The sequence below is a fragment of the Cognatiyoonia sp. IB215182 genome, assembly GCF_033963905.1.
Classification (GTDB): domain Bacteria; phylum Pseudomonadota; class Alphaproteobacteria; order Rhodobacterales; family Rhodobacteraceae; genus Yoonia.
In genome coordinates, this window is sequence record NZ_JAXBMB010000002.1 from 406045 (window position 1) to 430794 (window position 24750).

A 24750-nucleotide genomic window follows, 5' to 3' on the forward strand; every position below is an offset into this window, starting at 1 on the left:
CGTCCGCCGGGGCGCGGGGTTAAAAAGGAAAAAGGCTCAGGCGCTTTCCGCGACCTGAGCCAGTTTGACGACCTCAGCATTGAGGGCTTCGATTTCGGTGGATGTGGCCGCTTCGGAGAATGTCTCGTCTGCGCCGTAAATGTCGCGCGCCACACCTGTGGTCAGCTGCGCGGGCGTGCCGTCAAAGACGATGCGGCCATCACGCATGCCAATCACGCGGTCACAATAGCGGCGCGCGGTGTCGAGCGTATGCAGGTTCGCGATGACCATCCGCCCGTCTTCTTCATGAATGCGGCGCAGCGCATCCATAACGACCTGTGCATTCATCGGGTCGAGTGAAGCGATGGGCTCATCGGCCAGAATGATCTTCGGGTCCTGCATCAGCGCCCGCGCAATCGCAACGCGCTGCTGTTGCCCGCCTGACAATGCTTCGGCCCGTTTCGGCGCATGTTCAGCGATTCCCAAACGGTCAAGAATCTCAATCGCGGTGTGGATATCTTCGGTCGGATAGAGGTTGAACATCGTCGCCAGCGTGGACCGCCGGTTCAACGTGCCATGCAAAACGTTTGAGACGACGTCCATCCGGGGCACCAGATTGAACTGCTGAAAGATCATCGCGCATTGCGACTGCCAGTTCCGCTTGGCGCTACCGCGCAGTTGCGTTACATCCTGCCCTTCGAACATGATTTCGCCGGACGTGGCATCCGTCAGGCGGTTCAACATCCGCAAAAGCGTTGATTTCCCCGCGCCCGACCGCCCGATGATGCCGATCATCGCGGGTTGCTCAACAGCAATGGACGCAGCATCAACCGCCACGTTTCCGCCAAACGATTTCGTCAACTGATTGATGTGCAGCATATACGTCCCCAATGTCGGAGCGACATGTGACGATGCTGCTTTGCAGATTTGTATCAGAAAAACGAAATTTTTGTAACAGGCGCTTCCCGCCTGTGGATATGTTTTCTCTTTCCAGAACCGTTAACAAAGCTAGGATGACGTTGGGGAATCAACGGGACGGGTGTCTGGGTATGGAAGATTTTCGGCATGCAACGCAGTCAGCATCGCAAGAGGTGCTCAGCATCGAAAAAGGGGGCGCTGTGGCCTTTATCCAGCAGCAATTGCACGACCGATTGCTGCATGAGACGGTCGTCAAGCTGAACCAGGAATACCTGTACGGCACGCCAAATGAACGCGAAGACGCGCGCAAAGCGTTAACGCGTCTGGGGTTTGCCGAGGTTTAACGCCTCAGAAAATCTGCTCGCTTAACGACCATTTCCACCGATTGCGGTGGTCAGCGTCGCGGCGGCTTTCATGACAAATTCTGCAAGGCCAGGGATGCGATCCTCAGTTATCCGGCTTGTTGGGCCAGAGACGGATATGCCAGCAACCGCTTCCCCAAACACATTGTAAACCGGGGCCGCGATGCAGCGCATGCCAAGGTTGCGCTCTTCCCCGTCAATCGCATAGCCCCGCGCCTTGGCGCTATGCAGATCGGCAATCATCGCGTCCGGCTCTGTCAACGTATGGGGCGTGAACCGCTCCAATTTGCTCGCGGCGAGCACCGCGCGCTGTCGTTTGTCATCCATGCGGCTCAGCAACGCCTTGCCTATGCCAGAGGCATGCATTGCCGAGGCTGTGCCGGGCGGAAAAAACGCGCGGATCGTGGCGTGAGTTTCGACCTGACCAAGGAACAGGACCTTGCCATCGCGTTCGATACCAAGATTGGCGGTCTCGCCCGTCGCCTCCATTAAATCGCGCATAATGGGCCGCGCACGTTCCACAAGCGATGTGCGGCGTAGGAACTGTGAGCCAGTCAGAAACGCCGCAGGTCCGATGTTCCAGACCTGAGTTTCGTCATCGAAATCCACAAAACCCCGCGCCTTGAACGTGCTCAGAACCCGATAGACCGTCGCGGGTGATTGGCCCAGTTCCCCGGCAATCTCTGACAGGGTGCCCCCCTGCATCTGGCCAAGCTGCACCAACACCTCAAGCGCGCGGTCCAGCGACTTGATCGTGTTCTGTGCGGCCTTGTCATCCCAGGCTTTGGGCCGGCCACGCCCGCGTTTTGCATCCTCTTCCATCACACAAATATCATTTATGAAAATCACTTTCACAATATGAAAAATTCAAGATGCTGAAAATGCTGAATTTTTAGACGCGCCAGAAAAGTGAAACCCAATTTCAAAAAAATGGATTGCGGGGCCACGCTTTGCCAAAACACGCTCACCGTAATGGAGGAACGGCATATGAGCTTTCAGAATCCCGTCTTTATCCCCGGCCCCACGAACATGCCCGAGGCGATCCGCAAGGCATGTGACATGCCGACAATTGACCACCGCTCACCGCTATTTGGGCAAATCCTGCACCCGGCGCGGGCGGGTGTGCGCGAGATTTTGAAATCGAAAGACGCTGAAATCTTCATCTTCCCCTCAACTGGCACTGGCGGGTGGGAGACCGCGCTGACCAACACGCTGTCCCCCGGCGACACCGTTCTGGCGTGCCGCAATGGCATGTTCAGCCACAAATGGATCGATATGTGCGAGCGTTTTGGCCTGCAGGTGGAGCTGGTCCAAACCGCATGGGGCGAAGGCATCCCGGCAGAGCGCTACGCCGAAATCCTCGCCGCCGACAAGACGCATAAGATCAAGGCAGTGCTCGCCACGCATAACGAAACCGCAACTGGCGTGAAATCCGACATTGCCGCCATCCGCAAGGCGATGAATGCGGCAAACCATCCCGCGCTGTTGTTCGTCGACGGGGTCAGTTCCATCGCCTCCATGGACTTCCGGTTTGACGAATGGGGCGTGGACGTGGCCGTCACCGGCTCCCAGAAAGGGTTCATGTTGCCTGCGGGTCTGGCGATTGTCGGCTTCAGCGCAAAGGCGCTTGACGCAAATCGTACCGCCAAGCTGCCGCGCACCTTCTTTGATATCAACGACATGACCAAGGGCTATGAGGCCAACGCCTATCCCTATACCCCTGCAGTCGGCCTGATGAACGGCCTGGCGCTCGCCACAAAAACACTGCTCGACGAAGGGCTCGACAACGTCTTCGCCCGCCATCACCGGATCGCTTCGGGGGTGCGCGCGGCTGTTGATGCCTGGGGGCTGAAGCTCTGTGCTGCCACGCCAGACCTTTATTCCGACACGGTCAGCGCTATTTTCGTGCCCGAGGGGTTCAACGCTTCAGATATCGTCGCCCATGCCGCCGAGAAATACGGCGTCGCCTTTGGGACAGGTCTGGGCGACGTTGCAGGTAAAGTGTTCCGCATCGGCCATCTGGGCAGCATGACAGATGTCATGGCCCTGTCGGGCATCGCCACGGCCGAGATGTGCATGGTTGATCTTGGTTTGGACATCAAACTTGGTTCCGGTGTCGCAGCCGCGCAGGATTACTACCGCGGCAACACGGCCCAGGCTCTGAAGGATGCAGCATAATGAAAGATATCGGCGATCTCGATCTTCCTACCTATCAGGACATGCTGGACGCGCATGAGCGGATCAAACCACATATCAACCGCACAGAGGTGCTGACCTCAGACTATCTCAACGATCTGACGGGCGCGCAGCTCTTCTTCAAATGCGAGAACTTTCAGGAGCCGGGCGCCTTCAAGGTACGTGGTGCCGCCAATGCCGTCTTCGGCCTCAGCGATGAGCAGGCCGCAAAGGGTGTGGCCACGCATTCCTCTGGCAACCACGCGTCCTGCCTTAGCTATGCGGCCATGCGCCGGGGCATTCCCTGCAACGTGGTGATGCCGCGCACCGCCCCGCAAGCGAAGAAAGACACCGTGCGCCGCTATGGCGGGGTGATCACGGAATGCGAACCCTCAACCACCTCGCGCGAGGAAACCTTCGCCAAGGTGCAGGCCGAAACTGGCGGCGATTTCGTGCATCCCTATAACGATCCCCGCGTCATCGCGGGCCAAGGCACGTGTTCAAAGGAGTTCATGGAGCAGGTCGACGGGCTTGAGATGATGGTCGCCCCCATCGGCGGCGGCGGCATGATTTCGGGTACCTGTCTGACGCTGTCGACGCTGGCACCCGAAGTGCAGATCATCGCATCCGAGCCGGAGCAGGCTGATGACGCTTATCGCAGTTTCAAGGCGGGCTACATCATCGCCGATGATGCGCCCAAGACGATTGCAGACGGGCTGCTCGTGCCGCTCAAGGAACGCACTTGGCATTTCGTATCGAACTATGTGAGTGACATCCTGACCGCGTCCGATGCCGAGATCATCGAAGCGATGAAGATCACGTGGAAACATCTGCGGATCGTGATGGAACCAAGCTGCGCTGTGCCGCTCGCCACGATCCTGAAAAACAAGGAGCGCTTCGCAGGCAAGCGCGTTGGGATCATCGTCACCGGCGGCAATGTGGATTTGGACAAGCTGCCCTGGATGCAGAAGTAAGGGAGAGAGACCATGAATGATATGAGCAACCTCAGAAACCTCGAAGTCGGCTACGACGTCCCCGCCCTGCCCGGCATGGACGAGGCGGATATTCAGACCCCGAGCCTCGTGCTCGATCTGGATGCGCTGGAGCGGAACATCAAGAAGATGGGCGACTATGCCAAGTCCCATGGCATGCGCCACCGGGTGCATGGGAAGATGCATAAGTCCGTGGATGTGGCGTTGCTGCAGGAAAAGCTGGGCGGGTCTGTCGGCGTCTGCTGCCAAAAGGTCAGCGAGGCCGAGGTCTTTGCCCGTGGCGGTATCAAGGATGTGTTGGTTTCCAATCAGGTGCGTGATGCACAGAAGATCGACCGGCTGGCACGTATTCCGAAGCTGGGTGCCCGCGCAATCTGCTGTGTCGATGATATGGATAATATCGCGGACCTGTCAGCGGCGGCTCAGAAGTATGGCACAACTATCGAGTGCCTCGTGGAGATTGACGTGGGCGCGGGCCGCTGTGGTGTGCAATACGGGGCACCGGTTGTGGAACTCGCGAAGGCTATCGACGCGGCGCCAGGCCTGAAATATGCGGGCATCCAGGCCTATCAGGGCGCGATGCAGCATCTGGACTCTTACGAAGAGCGTCAGGGCAAAACCCAGATCGCTATCGATCAGGTACGCGAGACGCTGGAGATGTTGAAGGCCGAAGGGATCGAAAGCGATATCGTCGGCGGCGGTGGCACAGGCTCCTATTACTTCGAAAGCAATTCGGGCGTATTCAACGAGTTGCAGTGCGGGTCCTACGCCTTCATGGACGCCGATTACGGGCGCATTCTGGATAAGGACGGAAACCGGATCGACGAAAACGAATGGGAAAACGCGCTGTTCATCCTGACCAGCGTCATGAGCCACGCCAAGGCCGACAAAGCGATTGTGGATGCGGGGCTCAAGGCGCAATCCGTTGATAGCGGCCTGCCGACGATCTATGGTCGCACGGATGTCGAATACGTCAAATGCTCGGACGAGCATGGTGTGGTGATGGACCCTGAAGGCGCCTTGAAGGTGAACGACAAGTTGAAGCTTGTGCCCGGCCACTGTGACCCGACCTGCAATGTCCACGACTGGTATGTCGGCGTACGGAACGGCAAGGTTGAAACGCTTTGGCCCGTTTCGGCCCGCGGCAAGGCGTACTGAGCCACATCAAATTCCTAAAAATTTGATCCCCGGCAGGTGGACCTGCCGGGCTACGACCATGAGGACCAGCCAACGCCGCTGATCTGCGCATAAGGAATACCCATGATCATTGTCCCCGAAGCGGCGATTGCCGATCTCATTACGCGTGCAGACGCATTCACCGCCGTCGAACAAGTCTTCGCCGCAATGTCATCAGGCGATGCCTATAACTTCCCCGTCATCCGCGAAGCGATCGGCCACGAAGACGCGCTCTACGGCTTCAAAGGCGGCTTTGACGGTAAGGGCATGGCGCTTGGCCTCAAGGCCGGCGGCTACTGGCCGCATAACATGGAACGGCGCGGGCTGATCAACCACCAGTCCACCGTGTTCCTCTTTGACCCCGATACCGGCAAGGTCGCAGCAATGGTCGGTGGCAACCTTCTCACCGCCTTGCGCACTGCTGCTGCCTCATCGGTCTCAATCAAACATCTCGCCCGCAAGGATGCCAAGGTGATGGGCATGATCGGCGCGGGCCATCAGGCGAAGTTCCAACTGCGCGCGGCGCTCGAAACCCACGCATTCGAAAAGGTCATCGGCTGGAACTATCACCCCGAAATGCTGCCAGGCCTTGCTGAAGTGGCTGAGGAAGCAGGCGTGCCGTTTGAGGTGGTAGACCTCGACGGTATGGTTGAAGCCGATGTCGTGATCTCGATCACCTCCGTCTTCTCTCCCATCTTCGGCGCCGCCCACATTAGCCCCGGCACGCATCTGGCCTGCATGGGCACGGACACCATCGGCAAGCAGGAATGCGAAACCGAATTGGTCGCAAAGGCCACGGTTTTCACCGACGAAGTAGCGCAGTCCATTACACTGGGCGAAGCACAGCATGCGGTGAAGGCGGGCCTCAAGACCAAAGACGACATCACCGAGATCGGCGCGGTCATCAACGGCAAGCACCCTGGGCGCACAAGTGATGACGAGATTACCCTTTTTGACGGAACCGGGGTCGGCCTGCAGGATCTGGCAGTCGCGTCCTCCATCGTCGACCTCGCGGTCGAGAAAGGCATGGCGACAGAGGTCGATTTCTAACGAAATGCGCTTAGCAATGCGGGGCGTCCGCGGTCTTAATCCACGTCCTTGGGCAAGATCAGGTTCAGCAAGATAGCCATCATGGCCGTGGGGGCAACTGCGGATGTCGCCAAGACACGGATCGTATCTGGCAGATACTGCACGGCTGTTGGCACCAGGTTCAGACCCAGGCCAAAGGTTAGTGAGACGGCTATGATAATCATGGTGCGGCGCGTCATCTTTTCCTCTGACAGCACGTTCAGACCAGCAGCGGCCACCATACCGAACATCACGATCACACCCCCGCCAAGCACCGGCAGGGGCATTGCCGCGATCACGGCGCCCACCTTTGGGACCATGCCGCATACAATCATGATAATCCCTGCAATCGTGACAACGTGGCGCGACATGATCCCGGTCATGCCCACGATACCAACATTCTGGCTGAAAGAGGTGTTGGGAAGGCTGCCAAACAAGCCAGCCATGGCCGTGCCCAGACCATCTGCATAGGTGGCCCCGGAAATCTCGGCATCCGTCGCCTGACGCCCTGCCCCGGCTTTTGCTGTCGCTGACACGTCCCCGACCGTTTCGACAGCCGAGACGATAGAGACTAGTGTGACGGCGATCACGGCACCCAGATGAAACTCAAACCCGAACGGCAGCGGCTGGATCGTGCTGAGCCAACTCGCCCGCGCAACAGGCGCAAAATCCACCATGCTCAACGCAAAGGCCAGCGCGTAGCCTGCGAGCAACCCGATCAGAATACCGGCATTCGATGCAGGTCCTTTGACGTAAAACTTCATTGCCAGCGTCACGATGACCACGGTCAATGCAACCGACCAGTGCCGAAGCGAGCCAAAGCTTTCGGCCTCCATCTGGGAAACGGACGCGCCCCCGGCGGCATACTTGATCGCGACCGGGATCAAATAAAGACCAATCGCAAGGATGACCAAGCCCGTCACCAAAGGCGGGAAAAGCCAGCGGAGTTTCTTGATGACTGCGCCGAGGCAGAAGTGAACGATACCGCCAATGATACAGGCGGTCAGCGCAACCCCAAGGCCGAGTGTTGCGGCCACGCCTGACAGCACACCGACAAACGCAAAACTGGTCCCCTGCATGATCGGCAGCCGCGACCCGACAGGGCCGATGCCGATGGTTTGAAAGATCGTCGCCACACCGGCAAACAGCATCGCCATCTGGATCAGATAGACCAGATCGGGCGAGCCAAAGGCCAACCCAGCCGCCTGCCCCACGATGATCGCGGGCGTCACGTTCGAGGCGAACATTCCCAACACGTGCTGCAGCCCCAACGGCACCGCCTGCGCAACGGGCGGCATCACATTCGGATCGGAATAGAGTGGGTCGGTCTTCTGGCTGTTCCTGTTCATTTGTCCGCTCTCGCGCCACTCTCCTGTCAGGAAGTCACCCTATAAGGCGTAGCGAAGTGATGCTCTTCCAGATTGGGCCTGTCATCCACGCGGTCAATCACGGCAAAAAGCCCCGGACCGGACAGTGGCGTCAGCACCCCGTGCCACGTTCCCCGATGGAAATTGATGCCCTCACCGGGGGCGGTCACAAACGCCTGCGGGCGCAATGCGGCATCGGCTACGATCACCAGAAACGGATCCATGCTCATCGGGATAAAGGCCTGCGAGCCCAGCGGATGCCGTTCCACCAGATCAAGCCGATAAGGCAACGCGCGCAGCTCTGACCGAAACAGGCTGATCCCCACCTGCCCATCACAATCCACCTTGGCCCGGTCGTGAAACCGCCCGCAGAGACCCGCATTGATCATCTTGTCCGGCGCGCCATCGCAATTGAGCACATCGCCGAATGGTGCAAATGCCTCTACGGTCAACTGGGTGATCTGGATATCGCGGCTCATCGCGGCAGCAAGTCCTTGAGCCGGTGAAAGGCGATGCGTTCGACCTGATGACAGGCCTCAGCAAACTCGGTCGCGCGGTCATTCTGCAGCCGCGCAGCAAACGCCGCCTTGATCGACGCCTTGTCGTGATCGCGCACCGCAATGATAAACGGAAAGCCGAATTTCGCGGTATAAGCCGCATTTTGCGTCGTGAATTCTTCGCGCTCAGCGTCTGTCAGCGCATCAAGGCCCGCACTCGCCTGCTCTGCTGTACTCTCGGCCGTCAGCCGTTTGGCCGCCGCCAATTTGCCCGCCAGGTCCGGATGGGCAGTCAAAACACCCAACCGATCCTCTTCCGTCGCCGACCGAAACGCCCGACACATAGCATTGTGCAGACCCGCGAACGTGTCGTGGGCGGGGCCAAGTTCCAGATCAAAGGCACGTTCCGCGACCCATGGAGAATGCTCAAACATGTGGCCATAAGCCCCCACGAATGTAGTCTTGTCCATCTGCGACGGGCGCGCAAACCGCTCATGCGGATGCACCTTTGCCCAATGATCGGCGATCTGTTCCCGCGTCGCGAACCACACGCCGTCATGCCCCCGAGCGTACTCAATAAATTGCCGCAAAGCCTCTGCCCGTCCGGGTCGCCCGATGAGGCGGCAATGCAGCCCAATCGACATCATCCGCCCGCCCTCGCGGTAAAGCGCATCAAACGAGGCTTTCAGATAATCCAGAAACTGCCCGCCCGCGTTGAAGCCCTGCGGCGTGGCAAACCGCATGTCATTCGCGTCCAACGTATAGGGCACAATCAACTGATCACGCCGACCGACTTCCATCCAATAAGGCAGATCATCGGCGTAGCTATCGGCGACATATGCGAATTGCCCCGTCTCGGCCGCCAGCCGGACCGTGTTCATCGAACAGCGGCCTGTATACCAGCCACGCGGCGGCGCACCCACGACCTCGGCATGCAGGCGAATAGCCTCTGCCATATGCGCCCGCTCCACATCCTCAGGCACATCCTTGTACTCGACCCATTTGAGCCCGTGGCTGGCGATCTCCCACCCTGCCTCTTTCATCGCGGCCACCTGTTCCGGCGAGCGGGCCAAAGCCGTCGCCACCCCGTAAACCGTGACGGGCAGGTCCGTCATCATCCGGTGCAGACGCCAAAACCCCGCGCGGGCGCCATATTCATAGATGCTCTCCATGTTCCAATGGCGCTGGCCGGGCCAGGCGGCGGCCCCCACGATCTCGGACAGAAATGCCTCAGACGCCGCATCGCCATGCAGGACGTTATTCTCGCCACCTTCCTCATAGTTCAGCACGATCTGCACCGCGATCCGCGCGCCACCGGGCCAGCGCGGATCAGGCGGATGTGCCCCATAACCGATCATGTCACGCGGATATCGCTGCACCTTCGCCCCCTGATCCCGTTTGGCCTTGACTGTTACAGGCAATAGACGCCAACACAAGACGGGTGTGAAATCAGCCGGTTGAGGGACATTGCCGATGTATGAAGCAGCGATCTTGTGGGACTGGTTTGCCTTTGCCGTCCGCTGGCTGCATGTGATCACGGCCATCGCCTGGATCGGGTCTTCCTTCTATTTCATCGCATTGGACCTGTCTCTGAACCGCGATATCGACGGCCCGGCGGATGGCGAGGAATGGCAGGTCCATGGCGGCGGGTTCTATCATATCCAAAAATATCTGGTGGCCCCGGCGGCGATGCCCGAACATCTCACCTGGTTCAAATGGGAAAGCTACTGGACCTGGCTCTCCGGTTTCGCCCTGCTTGCAGTAGTCTACTGGGTCGGAGCGGAACTCTACCTGATCGACCCAAACAAGGCTGATCTGGCGATCTGGCAAGGCATCCTGATCTCCGCTGGCTCGCTGGCAATCGGCTGGATCATCTATGACTTTCTTTGCAAATCACCATTGGGCGACCAACCCACCACCCTGATGCTCCTGCTTTTCGTCCTGCTTGTGGCGATGTCCTGGGGCTACAATCAGGTCTTCACAGGGCGGGCAGCACTTCTGCATCTCGGTGCCTTCACGGCAACGATCATGACCGCCAATGTGTTCTTCATCATCATGCCGAACCAGCGGATCGTCGTGGCTGATCTGAAGGCCGGGCGCACGCCGGATGCGAAATACGGAAAAATCGCCAAGCTACGCTCGACCCACAACAACTACCTGACGCTCCCCGTCATCTTCCTGATGCTGTCGAACCACTATCCGCTGGCCTTCGGAACGGAATATGCCTGGATCATCGCGGCCCTCGTCTTCCTCATGGGCGTGACGATCCGGCATTACTTCAACTCCATGCATGCGCGCAAAGGCCGCCCGTCCTGGACCTGGGCCGTCACGGTCCTGCTCTTCATCCTGATCGCGTGGCTCTCAACCCAGCCGGGTCACGACACTTACGAAGAGGCCGAAGCGCGGCCCCTCACGCCTTATGAAGAGCGCTTCGCCTCTGCCACTGGCTTTGACGCCGCCCATGACATTGTCATCGGCCACTGCTCCATGTGCCACGCGCGCGAGCCTGTCTGGAACAACATGCAATGGGCACCCAAAGGCGTGTTCCTCGAAACCGAAAGCGACATCGCCCGCCACGCGCGCCAGATCTACTTACAAGCCGGGGTCAGCCAATCCATGCCACCCGCAAACGCTGTGGACATGTCGGCAGAAGACCGCGCCAAGCTGATCGCGTGGTATCGCGGCGGATCGTAGGGTGGGCCGCGATCCAGCTTACCCATCAAAATCTGCGATGATGCTCCGCGCAAGCGCGTTAGATTGGCCATAGCTGACAATATGTACGTCTAACCCACTTTGCGCGTGCAGCCTTAAAGCGCGCAATAAGCCTGCGGCGATCCAATCCGACCGATTACCGAAGGCACCACCTCCAAGCAAGGTCAGAAACAGACGGCGATTACCGGTCCTTGCCGCGTTCTGGACAGCGGCAAGAAAGGTTGCCTCGTACGCAGCTTCGAGGATCATTTGAGCGAATGGCGACCACAACGCCGCTTCAATTCCCACGTAAGCCACTGGCGTTGCGCTACAATATACTTGGGTCACGAGGCGACCCGCATCGTTGGTTGTAACTTGTGTATCGCGATGGACCCCAACCCGTAGCGCAGCGCGCAGGTTGTCGGCGTCCATTTCCGCGATTAGCGCATTGATCTGATGCAAGCTCTCGAGGGTCGGCAGTGCATAACCATTGCGCATCTCCCACAATCCGGGACCAAGCAACGCGCCAATGTCCGCCAGGCAATCAATCTGCCGCGTGGCCGTCTGCCCGACCCCGCCATCAAATGGCACAAAGTAATTGCGGTAGATCGTTCCCGCCAGACACGCAACCGCGCAAGCGGGTCCCTGTGTGTGATCATGTTCATACCGTGCGACCCCCATCTCGGGTGTCACGCCGGGATCCAACATTTCAAGCAGGTTGAATTGGGAGGCGACCTGGAATGTCGCACCCTCATTCTCGGGCCGCATGTGCAGGTGTTGGACATCTGCGACCACCTCTTGGAGTGTAGTGACCCCCTCAACATCCCCGCTAACCGTGTTGCGCAATTCGAACAGCGACGGAATGCTCAACGTTCCGGCCTCAGCCTGCCAGCCCGTCCTGGATGACGTCAGAGTTGTCCCACTGAGAGAAAGAGTTTCATAAACCTGAGCGGACGTTTCATCAGTAATGCCGGTCAGCTCTTCGAACCATGTCATTGACATAGTTGACGATGATCAGAATATCGAATGAGCTTCAACCCGAGCCTCTAAAAGTCGATCCGCGCGCCGGTTTCCGCTTCGAAGAAGTTCAACTTGCCCGGTGTGATCGAGAAGTCAACTTGGTCGGTGCTGTTCTCATCCATTCGTCCCGGCAGGCGTGCCGTGACCGTCACGCCGTTCAGACCGAAATTCAGATAGCATTCTGCACCCGTATTCTCGATCATCGTTGGTGTGACCCGCAGGTCTGACCCGCCAAGAGAGAGATGCTCCGGGCGAATGCCGACCTGAACCCGGTCGGGTAGACCTTGCGGCGCCGGGAGCGACACATCCCCCAAAATCAATCGGCCATCTGAGACTGTGGCGGGAATGATATTCATCGGCGGCGACCCCATGAAATCCGCCACAAATGTGTTGGCGGGGCGGTCATAGATTTCCTGCGGTGTCCCGATCTGCTGGATGTCGCCGCCTTTCAGCACGACAATCCGGCTGGCCAGTGTCATCGCCTCGATCTGGTCGTGGGTCACGTAGACGATGCTAGCGCCAGTCGTCTTGTGCAAGTTCTTGATTTCGGCCCGCATCTCAACCCGCAGTTTCGCGTCGAGGTTCGAAAGCGGTTCGTCAAACAAAAACAGCTTCGGATCACGAACAAGCGCGCGCCCCATCGCCACGCGCTGGCGTTGGCCACCTGAAAGCTGTGACGGGTTACGGTCTAGCAGATGGTCAATCTGCAACAGCGTCGCCACCTCCATGATCTTGGCGTCCATCTGCGCCTTTGGCACTTTGCGGATCTTCATGCCGAAACCGATATTCTCTCCGACCGTCATTGTTGGGTAGAGCGCATAGCTTTGAAACACCATCGCGATGTCACGGTCCTTGGGCGGTTCCTGCGTGACATCACGCCCCCCGATCATTAGTGACCCGGCGGTGATTTCTTCCAATCCAGCGATGCAATTCAAGAGTGTCGACTTACCGCATCCCGAAGGCCCGACGAGCACAAGAAACTCGCCCTGTGCCATCTCGATGTTGATATCGCGCAGCACCTCGACCGCACCGTAAGATTTGGCAAGACTGCTGGTTTGCAATGCTGATGTATGACTCATGTCGAGTGCCACGGCGTTTCTCCCCCTCTTGGTACCGGACCGGTCGAAGCCCGCACGATCAGTTCTGCCCGCTCGATCCTTTGTTCGGCAGGCGCACCCTTCACATGCGCCACAAGCAGCTCTGCCAGGGGCTCACATGCATCACGCAACGGTGCACGGGTCACGGTCAGGGCCGGTTCAAGGTCACGTGCCTGCGTCAATGGCAAAGCATCGTCATGGCCCATCACCGACACGTCGCCCGGCACGGACAACCCGCGATCCTTCACGGCTCGCATGACGCCCGCCGCGACCAGCGTCGATGCGCAGACAAAAGCCGTGGGCGAAGGCCCGTCCCGACCGGCCAACATTTCAAGCGCATGCGTATAGCCATGTGTCTCGGTCTCTGCATCTGACGCCATGAAGGCCGCAGGCACAGAAAGCCCCTCCGCTTCCATCGCCTTGGAGAAGCCGCGCAACCGGTCGACCGAGAATGCATAGCGGGACTGCCCGTTGATCAGTGCAATCCGCCTGTGACCAAGCGAGGTGAGCAGCCGCACTGCATCGGCAGATACGGCTGCATTGTCGATCCCGAAACAGGCGTAATCGACATCCGGTGCCGTCTGCCCGTGCATCACAAACGGGATACGTTTCTCTTGCAGAAAAGCCACGCGGGGGTCGTCGGGCACCGGCGCATTCAGGATGAAACCATCAAGGATGTCACGCTCCATCAGTTTGCGGTAAGGCAGCACCGGATCATCATCCTGATCCACGGCAAGAACGAGGTCCGTATCCTGCGCCCCAAGTGCAGCGGTCAGTCCCGTGAGCATCTCGAAGAAGGTCTGGTCGGCACTCATATCCGCACGGATCTTAATGATTAGCCCCACCATGCCAGAGCGCCCCGTGACCAGCCGCTGTGCTACGCGGTTTGGCCGGTAGCCAAGCCGCTCTGCCACCTCGCGGACGCGATCAACGGTGTTCTTGTTCACTTCGGGAAAACCATTCAGCGCCCGACTCACCGTCGCAGGTGACAACCCCAGTTCAGCGCCGATTTCCTTGAGCGTTGCCACGCGCGCTCCTCCTCAAAGCGATTACATATCTTCGATCTTGTAATGCAATAAATCGACTATTCATAGCAGAAAACCGAATTTAAAACGATTTGAATATCTGATCCGATTTGTTACCGTACCGGCGAATCAATGGAGAGCACCAATGCGTGAATGGTGGCGTGACGCCGTAATCTATCAGGTCTACCCCCGCTCGTTTCAGGATGATGACGGCGACGGGATCGGCGATCTGAAGGGGATTACCCGCCGCCTGCCTCATATTGCGGCATTGGGAGCGGATTGCATCTGGCTTTCGCCGATCTTCACCTCGCCGCAAAAGGACATGGGCTATGACGTGTCCAACTACACCGATATCGACCCGCTTTTTGGAACACTTGAGGATTTTGATACGCTGATCGCACGTGCTCATGAACTGGGGCTGAAGGTGATCACCGATCAGGTCCTGTCGCACACATCCGATCAGCATCCCTGGTTCAAGGAATCACGGGTAAGCCGCGATAACCCGAAGTCGGATTGGTATGTCTGGGCCGATCCGCTACCTGACGGGTCCCCCCCGACCAACTGGCACAGCCATTTCGGCGGCCCGGCCTGGGAATTCGACCCGCAGCGCGGTCAGTATTACCTGCACAATTTCCTCGCCGCGCAGCCCGATCTGAACTTCCACAATCCCGATGTGGTCGATGCGATCCTTGAGACTTGCAAGTTCTGGCTCGACCGTGGGCTTGACGGCTTCCGCCTCGACACGGTGAATTACTATTTCCACGACGCGCGGTTGCGGTCCAACCCGCCGGCGCAGTCCCGTCCGCAGGTCATGGCGACCGACCTTTATGGGATGCAGGACAACATCTACAATAAGACCCGGCCCGAAAACCTTGGCTTTCTGGAGCGCCTGCGTGCGCTGACCGACCAATATGACGACATCATGATGGTTGGCGAAGTGGGCGAGATGGGGCGCAAATCAATCCAGATCATGGGCGAATACACGGCCGGTAGCAGCCGCCTGCACATGGCCTACAGCTTTGCGATGCTCAGCCCCGATTTCACCGCCGATCATTTCCGCAGTTGCATCGAAGGCTTTCAACAAGGTGCGCCCGATGGCCACCCAAAGTGGTCATTCAGCAACCACGATGTGCCCCGCCACGTCACGCGCTGGGATGAGCATGCGGTCAGCGAAGGGCATATGGCCCGGCTCGCCTGCGCGATGCTGATGTCATTCGAGGGCACGATTGGCATCTACCAAGGCGAAGAACTGGGGCAGACCGAAACCGAGCTGACCTATGACGAACTGACCGACCCGCCAGCCTTGCGGTATTGGCCCGCAATCAAGGGGCGCGATGGTTGCCGGACACCCATGGTCTGGGAACAGGACAAACCGAATGCCGGTTTTTCGACGGGGCGTCCCTGGCTTCCAGTCAAATCGCCGCAAGCCGCACTTGCCGTCGATGGCCAAGAGGCGGCCAATGACAGCACGCTGCATTTCTACAAAAGCGCGATCGCTTTTCGGAAATCACAGCCCGCGCTGACCACTGGCGACACGTCATTCATCAATCTGCCCGAACCCCTGCTGGCGTTTCATCGCAAGTCCGAAGGACAGCAGATCACCTGCGCTTTCAACCTCTCGAAAGACCCGCAGGTCATCACTCTTTCAGGCGAGGCGGCCCTGACCGGCCCGCGTCACGCCAACCTTGACGGGCCGACACTCACGCTACCCGGCAACGGCTTTGCTTACCTGACCCATGACGGGGCGCTCGCCTTGTCAGCCTAAACCAACTCTCTGGGAGGAGACAAAAATGAAAAAGACCCTGACCACTCTGGCGCTGTTGCTCACGACAGCCGCCCCTGCTGCCGCATTGGAAGACGGCAAGATCCTAATCTGGACAGGCAACAGTCGCGACCGCGATGCATTGCTTGAAGCCGTGCAACCCCTTGTTGATGATCTCGGGGTCGAAGTTGCCGTCGAAATCGTGGACCCGGACCTGGCGCAGAAGTTTCAGCAGGCAGCAGCCACGGGCGACGGTCCTGACATTGTGCTGTGGGCGCATGACCGCTTTGGTGAATGGGCCAGCGGCGGTCTGATTGCGCCGGTGCAACCCGCGGCCAGCTGGTCCGACGACATCCTGCCTGCTGCAATGGACGCTGTGCAATTCGACGGCAAGACATGGGGCTATCCGCTCGCCGTCGAAGCGGTGACCCTGATCTACAACAAGGACATCATCGACACCCCGCCGGCATCTTTCGAGGAGATCAAAGATCTCGACGTGTCGGGCCAGAAAATCCTCTGGGACTACAACAACACCTACTTCACGATGCCATTGCTGATGGCAGGTGGCGGATATGCCTTCCAGAAGGTCGATGGTTCCTATGACGGCTCCACCACGGGCGTCAACACCGAAGGCGCGATCGCAGGCGCTGAAGTCCTGAAATCGCTCTTCGACGATGGCGTGATGCCACAGGGCGTTGATTACGGCGTCATGGACGGCGCAATGAATAATGGCGAAGTGGCCATGGTGTTGAACGGCCCATGGTCCTGGGGCGCGTTCAAAGACTCTGAAATCAACATTGGCGTGGCCCCGATCCCCACGGTGAATGGTGAGGTTTCCCCACCCTTCCTTGGCGTACAGGTTCTTGGGCTCAATGCGGCCTCGCCCAATACGGATCTGGCTGTTGAGCTTATCGAAAACTACCTTGCAACTGATGACGGACTTGCAGTCTGGAACGCAAATGGCGCACTGGGTGCACTGGCGGACATGTCGGCAGCTACTGCGCAAGGCGATCCGCTCGTGACTGACATGTTGGCCGTTGCCGCCAATGGCGTGCCGATGCCCTCCAACCCTGAAATGGGTGCGTTCTGGGCCGCGATGGCGCCCGCGCTCACGAACATTACAACGGGTGCCGCTGCGCCTGCCGACGCGCTGAACGACGCCGCGGCGCGCATTCTGGGCGAGTAGTCCCTGTTTCGGGCGGCGGATCCTCCCAACCGCCGCCCCCATCCAAACCAAAGACACTACTCCTGTTTCACCGGGCCGTGGCAGGCATGCACCTTCAAGGACAGCGATGACCGCAATCAACGACATACCCGCAGACGAAGGATTACCGATCCTGCGGCTGGCCCTTGTGGGGATCGTGGCGGTCGCGCTGCTTTTCGAGGCGTTCTTTCTTTATCAGATTGCGCAGCCGATCTATGGGGTGATCCTGCTGGTACTTGCGACCGGCTTTGCGATCATCTTTGGTCTGAACCAGTATTACGGCGCACGGTTCATCTTTCCGGGTGTCGCCGCCGTTCTGATCTTTATCGCCTTCCCGGTCGTCTACACGATCTATATCGGCTTTACGAATTACAGTTCTTCCAATCTGCTGACCTATGAACGCGCGATCGAGGTGCTCACCGCGCGCGGCTCGGTCGACCCCGCAACCGAACAGCCTTTCGCCGTCGCGCGCGACGGTGATCAATACCGGATTTGGCTGCCAGAGGCAGGGCTGTTGTCCGGTCCGGTCGCGCTGGACGGCACCGCCGAGACAAGCCTTTCCCCGGCTGACGCACCAGCAGTGTTGCTCGAACGTCGCGAGGCCATTCAGCTCCGCACCGGTCTCCAGGCGCTGACCCTCATCACGCCCGATGGCGGGATCATCCAGAATGCGGGATTGCGCACCTTCGCCACCGTCACGCCTGACTATGTGCAGACCGGCCCCAATACACTGACCCGCTTTGACGGCGTCAAACTGATTGCAAACCACGATACTGGTTTCTTCGTCGACGGAAACGGCGATCAGGTTCCGCCTGGCTGGCGCGTCGGGTTAGGTCTGGCCAATTTTGAACGCGTGTTCCAGTCCGAAGGCATTCGCGGCCCGATGGTCAGCATCTTCATCTGGACCTTTGTTTTCGCAGCACTTTCAGTCGTACTCACATTTGCAGTCGGGCTGACACTGGCCGTCATCCTGCAATGGCCACATCTGCGGTTCAAGGCAATCTACCGGATCCTGCTGATCCTGCCTTATGCTGTGCCCGCTTTCATCTCGATCCTCGTCTTCAAGGGGCTCTTCAACCAGAACTTTGGCGAGATCAACCTGATCCTCGAGGCTCTGTTCGGCATCCGCCCAAACTGGTTCACCGATGGCAACCTCGCGCGGGCGATGGTGCTCATCGTGAATACCTGGCTCGGCTACCCCTACATGATGCTGCTTGCCATGGGGTTCCTGCAGGCCGTGCCGGAGGATCACAAGAAAGCCGCTGCTCTTGAAGGCGCCGGTGCCATCCGTGTCTTCTTCACGATCACCCTGCCACAGATCATCCCACCCTTCCTGCCCCTCATGATTGCGAGCTTTGCGTTTAATTTCAACAACATGGTGTTGATCTTTCTGCTGACACGCGGGCTGCCCGACATTCCGGGCACCATCATCCCGGCGGGCGAGACAGACATCCTTGCCAGCTTCACCTACCGGCTTGCCTTTGACAATGCGGGCCAGCAATTTGGCCTCGCAGGGGCGATCACCTTGCTGATCTTCCTCGCTGTCGCCGCCATTTCCTATGCCAACTTCGTCGCCATGCGACGCGCCGCCGAAAAACGGGCGGGTCGTTAACGGGACGGCGGGTGGGGCGATGTGGCAAAGCCACGAGCGTCACCCAGCCGGAAAGGACATACATGATCGTCGAACGCCCCAAAGACCTTTTGATCAAAAAGATCCTCGCCCATGGGTTCATGCTGATCTTTCTGACCTTGATCCTGTTTCCCTTCTTCATGGTGCTGTCGATCAGTTTTCGTGAGGGGAACTTCTCCGTCGGCTCCATTATCCCGCAAAACCCAACGCTCGAACATTGGTATCTCGCCTTCGGTTTCGACTACACACGGGCCGACGGCACGATTGTCGAACCACCCTACCCGGTCATGCTCTGGATGTGGAATTCCGTCAAAATCGGTCTGATCGCGGGAATTGGCGTGCTGGCCATCGCGACAATCTCGGCTTATGCGTTCAGCCGGATCAAGATCAAAGGCAAGGGCGCCATGCTTGACGGGCTTTTCCTGATCCAGATGTTCCCGACCACGCTGGCATTGGTCGCCATCTACGCGATCTTCGACGCTCTGGGTGAGGTTCACCCCGTCCTCGGCCTCGATTCCCATGTCGCGCTCATCCTGATCTACCTCTCGGGCGTCACGCTGCATATCTGGACGATCAAGGGCTATTTCGACAGTATCGACACCGCCCTCGACAAAGCCGCCGCGATCGACGGGGCGACGCCTTGGCAAACTTTCCGGTACATTTTCCTGCCGCTCGCCGCCCCAATCATGAGCGTCGTCTTCGTGCTCGCCTTCATCGGCTTCATCAACGACTACCCCATCGCATCCGTCCTGATCCGGTCTGAAGACCAGATGACCCTCGCAGTGGGTTCAAGGCTTTATCTCAACGAGTTCAAATATCTCTGGGGCGACTTCGCCGCCGCCGCGATCCTGTCCGGTCTGCCGATCACCATCGTCTTCCTGATCGCCCAGCGCTACCTGGTCTCAGGATTGAGTGAAGGCGCGGTCAAAGGATAAATGGGTGATTTCACCCGTCAAACAGGATCTCGAATGTTGCGCCCGGACCGTCCATCAGCCTGATTTCCGCGCCCTGTGCCTGCAATATCCGCCGTACAATCGGCAGGCCCATACCTGTGCCGCCGGCCTCGCGCCGTGTAGTGAAGAACGGGTCGAAAATCCTGTCGCGATTGCCCTCGGAAACACCCGGCCCGTCATCGCTTACGATCAACCTGTCCGCGTCCAGTGTAAAAGTCACAGAACTGGCCCCATGCGCACGCGCATTTCCGATCAGATGCGTTGCCACAAGGTCCATCACCTCACGCGGTAAGGGAACCATCCCATCGCGCTGTAAGATCACATCATGCGGCGCCAAAACTTCGGACAGCAGGCAGGAACCGGGTGGCATCGGTTCCTGCGCTTGCGCAAGGGCACGCTGTCCGTCCAACAGCGCCTCCATCCGGGCCACGGCATCGCCGATATTGCCCAGCATCCGGCCTCGGTCCTGATCACTTAGCCCCGGATTATCCAAGAGTTCCGCCGCCCCCCGGATCACCGTCAGCGGCGATTTCAGCTCATGCGTCACGTGATCCGCGTAAGACCGCAGCACCGCTTCGCGTCCTTGCAAGGTCCGGGTCATCCCGATCACGGCCTGCCCAAGCTCAGAAAACTCCCGTGTACCAAAATGCGCGGGCACCTCCGCCGCACCCTCGCTTTTGGCATAGCCTGTGAGGGTCCGGACCGGCGACAAGACCAATCGCCACAAAAGATAGCCCAGCACGACCGTGGCAACAAAAGCCATCCAGCCGATCATCCACGACGTCTCGGCCCAGCCCAGAATGCCGCCTGCTACCCGGAAATAGGCGATCCCGATAATCGGCAGGAAAAACACCGCGGCCAGCGTCCCGCCCAGCACAAGCGCCAGGGGCGGTCGCCATTTGCGGATCACCCGCCGCGACATGCGCCCATCCGGATACCCACACCATGCACCGTCTCAATCGCATCCGCGCAGCCTGCTTTGGCGAGCTTGCCCCGCAAGTTGCGCAGATGGCTGTCCATCGTCCGGTCGCTGACATGCACATTCGTGCCATAGATCGCGTCCACCAATTGCGGGCGCGACATCACGTTGTCGGGGCGGGACATCAGGCGCACGAGCAACTCCATCTCCCGCGATGTCAGGGTGACTGTGGTCTCCTGCACATGGCAAAGATGCCGGTCCGGATCGACGCTGATCATCCCGCGCCGCAGCACCGCTTGCACCGCTTGCGCAGGGGCGGACCGCTTGAGGATCGCGCGTACCCGTGCCACCAGTTCGCGCGGAGAAAAAGGCTTGGGCACGTAATCATCGGCCCCCAATTCAAACCCAACGACCCGGTCCACCTCATCCGCGTGGGCGGTGAGAAACACGATCGGCACGTCCGAGGATTTGCGCAATTCGCGACAGACGGCCAGGCCATCCATCTCTGGCATGCCGATATCCAGTACGATCAGATCAGGTGTCAGGCGCTGCGCCATTTCCAGCGCTTGTTGACCATCAGAGGCCTCTGCCACGGTGAACCCAGCCTGACCAAGCGCGATGCGCACGATGTCGCGGATCTGCCCGTCATCATCGGCCACCAAAATCTGTCCACTCATCGCTGCACCTCGTCTATTGCAGCCAAGCTACGGCGTAGCCTTGCATTGCGAAACCCCCACTCACGCCAATCCTGCGGATGGCTCACCCAGCGCATGCAGCTCAATTGATCATCAGCGGCAATCGCCGCCAAAGCCCCTTCGCTGAGATTGCAGAGATAAAATGCATCCACCTTGCCCACCGCCAGATTGTGGCGCGCGATCAGCCCGTCCACGTTCACCAATGACACGGCATAAAGCGCCAGCATACCCAGCCCCGCAGCACGCGCCACGAACCAGCTCACATGCTGCCCACCAACCATCTGCATGATCATCAAAACAAGGCCCAGCGCCACCAGAACCATCCAGATGAAGGCCGCAAAGCGCAGACGGGTCAGCCCGTAAGCCTCCACATAAAGGTCAAGCCGCAAGATCGAAGACAGCACCAGCAACACGGTCTGCGCAATCCAGATATAGAGCAGAACGCGCAATAGCGGCCTATCACCGACAAAAGGTTGCGACATCAACGCAAAAGCCCCTGCCAGCAAAGCTACGGCTAAAAGTGGATAGGCCCCGCGATGGGCATATTCGGCATAGGTCATCCCCTCGGGCAGGCTCACTCCGCCCCAGAGATAGCTCGCATCCAACAGGCTCTGCACCGCAAAGATCAGGTTGAAAAGGACCAAGGCCCGCGAAACTGATCGGCCATTCACCAGCCCGCTTTGCGGCAGCACCAATTGGCGCGATGGTCGTTGTAGCATCTTTGTCATCGCCGTCAGGCGCAACAATGGCCACGTCGCCAAAGCCGTCAAACACCAGAATACCACGCGGCCAACGCTAGGCGAAAATCCCGTCTCCAACGCGGCCAGTCGCGCCAACCATGTATCAACCACCGGATTGGCTACGGCCATCAATATGATGAAGGCGCCACCTATTGCCACGGGCAGGAGCCAATCCGCGAATACCTGCCACAGCGTGGCTTTCGATGGCGCGGAGACTCTCGCATCCCTGACATCACCAAAGGTCTGGGCGAGGCCCGCGCCAGGCAACCGCGCCATAACCCGTAACAGCGCCGAAGCATCCCACTCCGATGTGATCATACACGCCGAAAAAGCGGCGAGCCCCAATAGGGCGAACCCAACTGACAAGGGTTGGACAAGGTCGACGGATGGTAGCAGGCTGACTAGAAGCAAAGCCCAAGCCACCATCGCGCGACTGCGCGGCACCTCGCACCTGCGCGTCAAATATACGGCCAGGGCCACCGCGAAGACACAAACCACAAATCCAAGACCAGCGGTCACACCCCAAACCAACTGATCGGCGCAGATCAGCAGCGCCAATAACAGCCAAATAGGTGACACACGCCGCGGCGGCGCATCGTCCAGCCACCATCCATCCTTTGCCAATCGCTCCGGCACCCCGCGCACAACCATATCTGTCCCTTTCGATTTATGATTGGGATCAGCTCTATGGTGATGCCGTGCAAAGGCGGCGCTGGAAATGTGCAGTTTTTGTGCAGTCCGCTCAGGCGGTTGCAGCGTCGCGGATCGCCCGGATATTGGCACCATAAGGGGCCGGATCGCTGACCGATCCGCCGTTAAACACCGCCGAACCGGCGACCAGTACATCCGCCCCCGCTGCAGCAACCAAAGGTGCCGTCGTCGGGTCAACGCCGCCATCGATCTCGATATGGATGGGCCGGTCGCCAATCATCGCCCGCAAGGCACGCACCTTCGCGGTCATATCGATGAACTTCTGGCCGCCAAAACCGGGATTCACGGTCATCACACAGATCAGATCAACCATATCAAGCAGTTCGGCCACCGCCTCTGCCGGGGTGCCGGGGTTCAGCGCGACACCGGCCTTGGCGCCGGCCCCGCGAATGGCCTGCAATGTGCGGTGAATATGCGGCCCTGCCTCCACATGCGCGGTGATGATATCGGCCCCTGCCTTGGCAAAAGCATCGACATACGGATCGACCGGCGCGATCATCAGATGCACATCCATCACCGTCTTGATATGCGGCCGGATCGCAGCGCACATCGCCGGGCCGAACGTGATGTTGGGGACGAAATGCCCGTCCATCACGTCCACATGCACCCAATCCGCGCCTTGCGCCTCAATCGCTTCGCATTCAGCGCCGAAATTGGCAAAATCGGCGGCCAGGATCGACGGAGCGATCTTGATAGAGCGGTCAAAGGACATCGACGGCATTCCCTTCTGCATGGATGATGCGCGCCATAGCCTGCCACGCGCCGATTGTCACCCGGGTGCAGTTTATTTGATGTCAATCGCGGATTTATCCGCTGCATTGATGAATTGATTCTGCAATGCAGCATAATCTGTGTTATCCGGCCTCATGACACTCATTTTGCATCACCGCGACATCCTGCAAAACGGCACGCAGATACACCTTGCCCGCGCGACACTGACGCCCGCGCGGCCGAAATCACTGCATGACCACGACTTTTTTGAGCTCGTCTGGGTCCAGAACGGGAAGGTCCGGCACCACCTGCCGGAAGGCGCCGAAACACTGACCGAAGGCGATGTGATCTTCCTGCGCCCCGGCCAGCCGCACGGCTTGCAAGGCCGTGGCGATCATGCGCTTGTTGTCTCGGTTTGTATTCATCCCGACATCATCAAAGGGTTGGGCAAGCGTTACCCACATCTCAAAGGGCGTCTGTTCTGGTCAACCGGTGGACCGGCGAAAGCTTTCCGCAATATGGGGCAGCTTGCTGCGCTCAACCATCAGGCGGGGGTGCTCGAACGCAGCCGCTGTGATGTTTTGGCGGCGGAGGCCTTTCTGCTCCCTCTCTGTTCGGACCTTAGTACCGAACCCCTCACCGACGATATGCCCGCATGGCTGCGCGATGCCTGCCACTCCGCCCACGACATCGCCGTCTTCCAGTCCGGTGCGGCCGGGCTTGTGGCGCAGACCGGCAAGGCCCATGCTCATGTCAGTCGCAGCATGCGCAAGCATCTTGGGTTGACTCCATCCGACTACGTCAATCAGATCCGCATGTCCCACGCTGCGCGCGCGCTGACCACCGACGACGCCCCGGTCAGCGAAATCGCGAGCGATTGCGGCATCCCCAACATGTCCCACTTTCACAAACTGTTCCGCGCCGCGCATGGTCTCACACCATTACAATACCGGCAGAAGTTCCAGCGTCAGGTCGTACAGCCAACGTAGTATTTGACCAAATGGTCAAACCTTGCCAAGAACGCGCCAAAGTGCCACCCTATCGTGGCACCGCAGGAG

The 24750-nt window shown here is 59.1% G+C and carries 23 protein-coding genes; 11 read left to right on the forward strand and 12 right to left on the reverse strand.

What is annotated here, in order from left to right; translation table 11 throughout:
• Window positions 1-36: 36 nt before the first annotated feature.
• A complete protein-coding gene (phnC, locus tag SLH47_RS05725) occupies window positions 37-858 on the reverse strand; it encodes a phosphonate ABC transporter ATP-binding protein (protein ID WP_320238434.1) in 822 nt (273 codons plus the stop codon).
• Between the two features lie 170 nt (window positions 859-1028).
• Here phnC and SLH47_RS05730 point away from each other — a divergent pair, with 170 nt between their 5' ends.
• Window positions 1029-1241, forward strand: coding sequence for a hypothetical protein (locus SLH47_RS05730; RefSeq protein WP_320238436.1), 213 nt, complete (start codon window positions 1029-1031; stop codon window positions 1239-1241).
• Window positions 1242-1262: 21 nt separating this feature from the next.
• Here the strand turns inward: SLH47_RS05730 and bhcR are convergent, their stop codons facing one another.
• Window positions 1263-2081, reverse strand: a complete 819-nt coding sequence (bhcR, locus tag SLH47_RS05735) for an HTH-type transcriptional regulator BhcR (RefSeq protein WP_320238438.1) — start codon at window positions 2079-2081, stop codon at window positions 1263-1265.
• A 165-nt stretch (window positions 2082-2246) separates the two neighbouring features.
• Between bhcR and bhcA the strand changes: the two genes are divergently transcribed.
• From bhcA to bhcD, 4 genes are all read left to right on the forward strand, one after another.
• On the forward strand, window positions 2247-3437 hold the full coding sequence (bhcA, locus tag SLH47_RS05740) for an L-aspartate--glyoxylate aminotransferase BhcA (protein ID WP_320238440.1): 1191 nt from the start codon (window positions 2247-2249) through the stop codon (window positions 3435-3437).
• Window positions 3437-4408 carry a beta-hydroxyaspartate dehydratase BhcB gene (gene bhcB, locus SLH47_RS05745; protein ID WP_320238441.1) on the forward strand — a complete coding sequence of 324 codons (972 nt, stop codon included), beginning with the start codon at window positions 3437-3439 and terminating at the stop codon, window positions 4406-4408. Before bhcA ends, bhcB begins: the two co-directional genes overlap by 1 nt.
• Before the next feature lie 12 nt (window positions 4409-4420).
• Window positions 4421-5584: a 3-hydroxy-D-aspartate aldolase BhcC gene (gene bhcC / locus SLH47_RS05750; protein ID WP_320238442.1), complete on the forward strand. Its 1164-nt coding sequence runs from the start codon at window positions 4421-4423 to the stop codon at window positions 5582-5584.
• Between the two features lie 102 nt (window positions 5585-5686).
• Entirely contained in the window at window positions 5687-6652 is a 966-nt protein-coding gene (bhcD, locus tag SLH47_RS05755; protein ID WP_320238443.1) for an iminosuccinate reductase BhcD, read from the forward strand.
• A 35-nt stretch (window positions 6653-6687) separates the two neighbouring features.
• On the opposite strand, the gene SLH47_RS05760 is transcribed toward bhcD, so the two are convergent.
• Genes SLH47_RS05760 through puuE form a run of 3 tightly spaced genes read right to left on the reverse strand, consistent with a single transcriptional unit; the run spans window position 6688 to window position 9913 of the window.
• Window positions 6688-8019 carry a nucleobase:cation symporter-2 family protein gene (locus SLH47_RS05760; RefSeq protein WP_320238444.1) on the reverse strand — a complete coding sequence of 444 codons (1332 nt, stop codon included), beginning with the start codon at window positions 8017-8019 and terminating at the stop codon, window positions 6688-6690.
• A 26-nt stretch (window positions 8020-8045) separates the two neighbouring features.
• Window positions 8046-8516, reverse strand: coding sequence for an ureidoglycolate lyase (locus tag SLH47_RS05765; protein ID WP_320238445.1), 471 nt, complete (start codon window positions 8514-8516; stop codon window positions 8046-8048).
• Window positions 8513-9913 (reverse strand): allantoinase PuuE, encoded by a 1401-nt coding sequence (gene puuE / locus SLH47_RS05770; protein ID WP_413785626.1) that lies wholly within the window; start codon window positions 9911-9913, stop codon window positions 8513-8515. Before puuE ends, SLH47_RS05765 begins: the two co-directional genes overlap by 4 nt.
• A gap of 94 nt (window positions 9914-10007) precedes the next feature.
• Here puuE and SLH47_RS05775 point away from each other — a divergent pair, with 94 nt between their 5' ends.
• On the forward strand, window positions 10008-11228 hold the full coding sequence (locus SLH47_RS05775; RefSeq protein ID WP_320238446.1) for a urate hydroxylase PuuD: 1221 nt from the start codon (window positions 10008-10010) through the stop codon (window positions 11226-11228).
• A gap of 18 nt (window positions 11229-11246) precedes the next feature.
• On the opposite strand, the gene SLH47_RS05780 is transcribed toward SLH47_RS05775, so the two are convergent.
• The 3 genes from SLH47_RS05780 to SLH47_RS05790 are packed head-to-tail and all read right to left on the reverse strand — an operon-like array spanning window position 11247 to window position 14370.
• A complete protein-coding gene (locus SLH47_RS05780) occupies window positions 11247-12227 on the reverse strand; it encodes a hypothetical protein (RefSeq protein WP_320238447.1) in 981 nt (326 codons plus the stop codon).
• Between the two features lie 44 nt (window positions 12228-12271).
• Window positions 12272-13324 carry a sn-glycerol-3-phosphate ABC transporter ATP-binding protein UgpC gene (locus tag SLH47_RS05785; protein WP_320238449.1) on the reverse strand — a complete coding sequence of 351 codons (1053 nt, stop codon included), beginning with the start codon at window positions 13322-13324 and terminating at the stop codon, window positions 12272-12274.
• On the reverse strand, window positions 13321-14370 hold the full coding sequence (locus tag SLH47_RS05790) for a substrate-binding domain-containing protein (RefSeq protein ID WP_320238450.1): 1050 nt from the start codon (window positions 14368-14370) through the stop codon (window positions 13321-13323). Before SLH47_RS05790 ends, SLH47_RS05785 begins: the two co-directional genes overlap by 4 nt.
• A gap of 142 nt (window positions 14371-14512) precedes the next feature.
• On the opposite strand from SLH47_RS05790, the gene SLH47_RS05795 reads away from it, so the two are divergent.
• The 4 genes from SLH47_RS05795 (at window position 14513) to malG (ending at window position 19898) form a co-directional block, all read left to right on the forward strand.
• Window positions 14513-16132 (forward strand): alpha-glucosidase, encoded by a 1620-nt coding sequence (locus tag SLH47_RS05795; RefSeq protein WP_320238452.1) that lies wholly within the window; start codon window positions 14513-14515, stop codon window positions 16130-16132.
• Between the two features lie 25 nt (window positions 16133-16157).
• Window positions 16158-17315: a maltose/maltodextrin ABC transporter substrate-binding protein MalE gene (gene malE, locus SLH47_RS05800; RefSeq protein WP_320238453.1), complete on the forward strand. Its 1158-nt coding sequence runs from the start codon at window positions 16158-16160 to the stop codon at window positions 17313-17315.
• 106 nt (window positions 17316-17421) lie between these two features.
• The gene (gene malF, locus SLH47_RS05805) at window positions 17422-18945 is read left to right on the forward strand and encodes a maltose ABC transporter permease MalF (protein ID WP_320238454.1); all 1524 of its coding nucleotides are present in this window, start codon (window positions 17422-17424) and stop codon (window positions 18943-18945) included.
• 62 nt (window positions 18946-19007) lie between these two features.
• On the forward strand, window positions 19008-19898 hold the full coding sequence (malG, locus tag SLH47_RS05810) for a maltose ABC transporter permease MalG (RefSeq protein WP_320238455.1): 891 nt from the start codon (window positions 19008-19010) through the stop codon (window positions 19896-19898).
• Between the two features lie 10 nt (window positions 19899-19908).
• Here malG and SLH47_RS05815 read toward each other — a convergent pair whose 3' ends face one another.
• From SLH47_RS05815 to rpe, 4 genes are all read right to left on the reverse strand, one after another.
• Window positions 19909-20838, reverse strand: coding sequence for an ATP-binding protein (locus SLH47_RS05815; protein WP_320238456.1), 930 nt, complete (start codon window positions 20836-20838; stop codon window positions 19909-19911).
• Window positions 20823-21512, reverse strand: a complete 690-nt coding sequence (locus SLH47_RS05820; RefSeq protein WP_320238457.1) for a response regulator transcription factor — start codon at window positions 21510-21512, stop codon at window positions 20823-20825. The genes SLH47_RS05815 and SLH47_RS05820 overlap by 16 nt, the downstream gene beginning before the upstream one ends.
• Window positions 21509-22921, reverse strand: coding sequence for a DUF4173 domain-containing protein (locus SLH47_RS05825; RefSeq protein WP_320238458.1), 1413 nt, complete (start codon window positions 22919-22921; stop codon window positions 21509-21511). The genes SLH47_RS05820 and SLH47_RS05825 overlap by 4 nt, the downstream gene beginning before the upstream one ends.
• Window positions 22922-23012: 91 nt before the next feature.
• A complete protein-coding gene (gene rpe, locus SLH47_RS05830) occupies window positions 23013-23693 on the reverse strand; it encodes a ribulose-phosphate 3-epimerase (protein WP_320238459.1) in 681 nt (226 codons plus the stop codon).
• Window positions 23694-23847: 154 nt separating this feature from the next.
• On the opposite strand from rpe, the gene SLH47_RS05835 reads away from it, so the two are divergent.
• Window positions 23848-24681, forward strand: a complete 834-nt coding sequence (locus tag SLH47_RS05835) for an AraC family transcriptional regulator (protein ID WP_320238460.1) — start codon at window positions 23848-23850, stop codon at window positions 24679-24681.
• Window positions 24682-24750: the final 69 nt, after the last annotated feature.

Coding starts and splice junctions, on each gene's coding strand:
- SLH47_RS05820 (WP_320238457.1), bottom strand. CDS start 21,512: ATGAGTGGACAGATTTTGGTGGCCGATGATGACGGGCAGATCCGCGAC.
- SLH47_RS05815 (WP_320238456.1), bottom strand. CDS start 20,838: ATGTCGCGGCGGGTGATCCGCAAATGGCGACCGCCCCTGGCGCTTGTG.
- bhcA (WP_320238440.1), top strand. CDS start 2,247: ATGAGCTTTCAGAATCCCGTCTTTATCCCCGGCCCCACGAACATGCCC.
- SLH47_RS05730 (WP_320238436.1), top strand. CDS start 1,029: ATGGAAGATTTTCGGCATGCAACGCAGTCAGCATCGCAAGAGGTGCTC.
- phnC (WP_320238434.1), bottom strand. CDS start 858: ATGCTGCACATCAATCAGTTGACGAAATCGTTTGGCGGAAACGTGGCG.
- malE (WP_320238453.1), top strand. CDS start 16,158: ATGAAAAAGACCCTGACCACTCTGGCGCTGTTGCTCACGACAGCCGCC.
- SLH47_RS05760 (WP_320238444.1), bottom strand. CDS start 8,019: ATGAACAGGAACAGCCAGAAGACCGACCCACTCTATTCCGATCCGAAT.
- bhcD (WP_320238443.1), top strand. CDS start 5,687: ATGATCATTGTCCCCGAAGCGGCGATTGCCGATCTCATTACGCGTGCA.
- SLH47_RS05765 (WP_320238445.1), bottom strand. CDS start 8,516: ATGAGCCGCGATATCCAGATCACCCAGTTGACCGTAGAGGCATTTGCA.
- bhcB (WP_320238441.1), top strand. CDS start 3,437: ATGAAAGATATCGGCGATCTCGATCTTCCTACCTATCAGGACATGCTG.
- bhcC (WP_320238442.1), top strand. CDS start 4,421: ATGAATGATATGAGCAACCTCAGAAACCTCGAAGTCGGCTACGACGTC.
- SLH47_RS05780 (WP_320238447.1), bottom strand. CDS start 12,227: ATGTCAATGACATGGTTCGAAGAGCTGACCGGCATTACTGATGAAACG.
- malG (WP_320238455.1), top strand. CDS start 19,008: ATGATCGTCGAACGCCCCAAAGACCTTTTGATCAAAAAGATCCTCGCC.
- malF (WP_320238454.1), top strand. CDS start 17,422: ATGACCGCAATCAACGACATACCCGCAGACGAAGGATTACCGATCCTG.
- SLH47_RS05785 (WP_320238449.1), bottom strand. CDS start 13,324: ATGAGTCATACATCAGCATTGCAAACCAGCAGTCTTGCCAAATCTTAC.
- SLH47_RS05775 (WP_320238446.1), top strand. CDS start 10,008: ATGTATGAAGCAGCGATCTTGTGGGACTGGTTTGCCTTTGCCGTCCGC.
- SLH47_RS05795 (WP_320238452.1), top strand. CDS start 14,513: ATGCGTGAATGGTGGCGTGACGCCGTAATCTATCAGGTCTACCCCCGC.
- bhcR (WP_320238438.1), bottom strand. CDS start 2,081: ATGGAAGAGGATGCAAAACGCGGGCGTGGCCGGCCCAAAGCCTGGGAT.
- SLH47_RS05825 (WP_320238458.1), bottom strand. CDS start 22,921: ATGGTTGTGCGCGGGGTGCCGGAGCGATTGGCAAAGGATGGATGGTGG.
- SLH47_RS05835 (WP_320238460.1), top strand. CDS start 23,848: ATGACACTCATTTTGCATCACCGCGACATCCTGCAAAACGGCACGCAG.
- rpe (WP_320238459.1), bottom strand. CDS start 23,693: ATGTCCTTTGACCGCTCTATCAAGATCGCTCCGTCGATCCTGGCCGCC.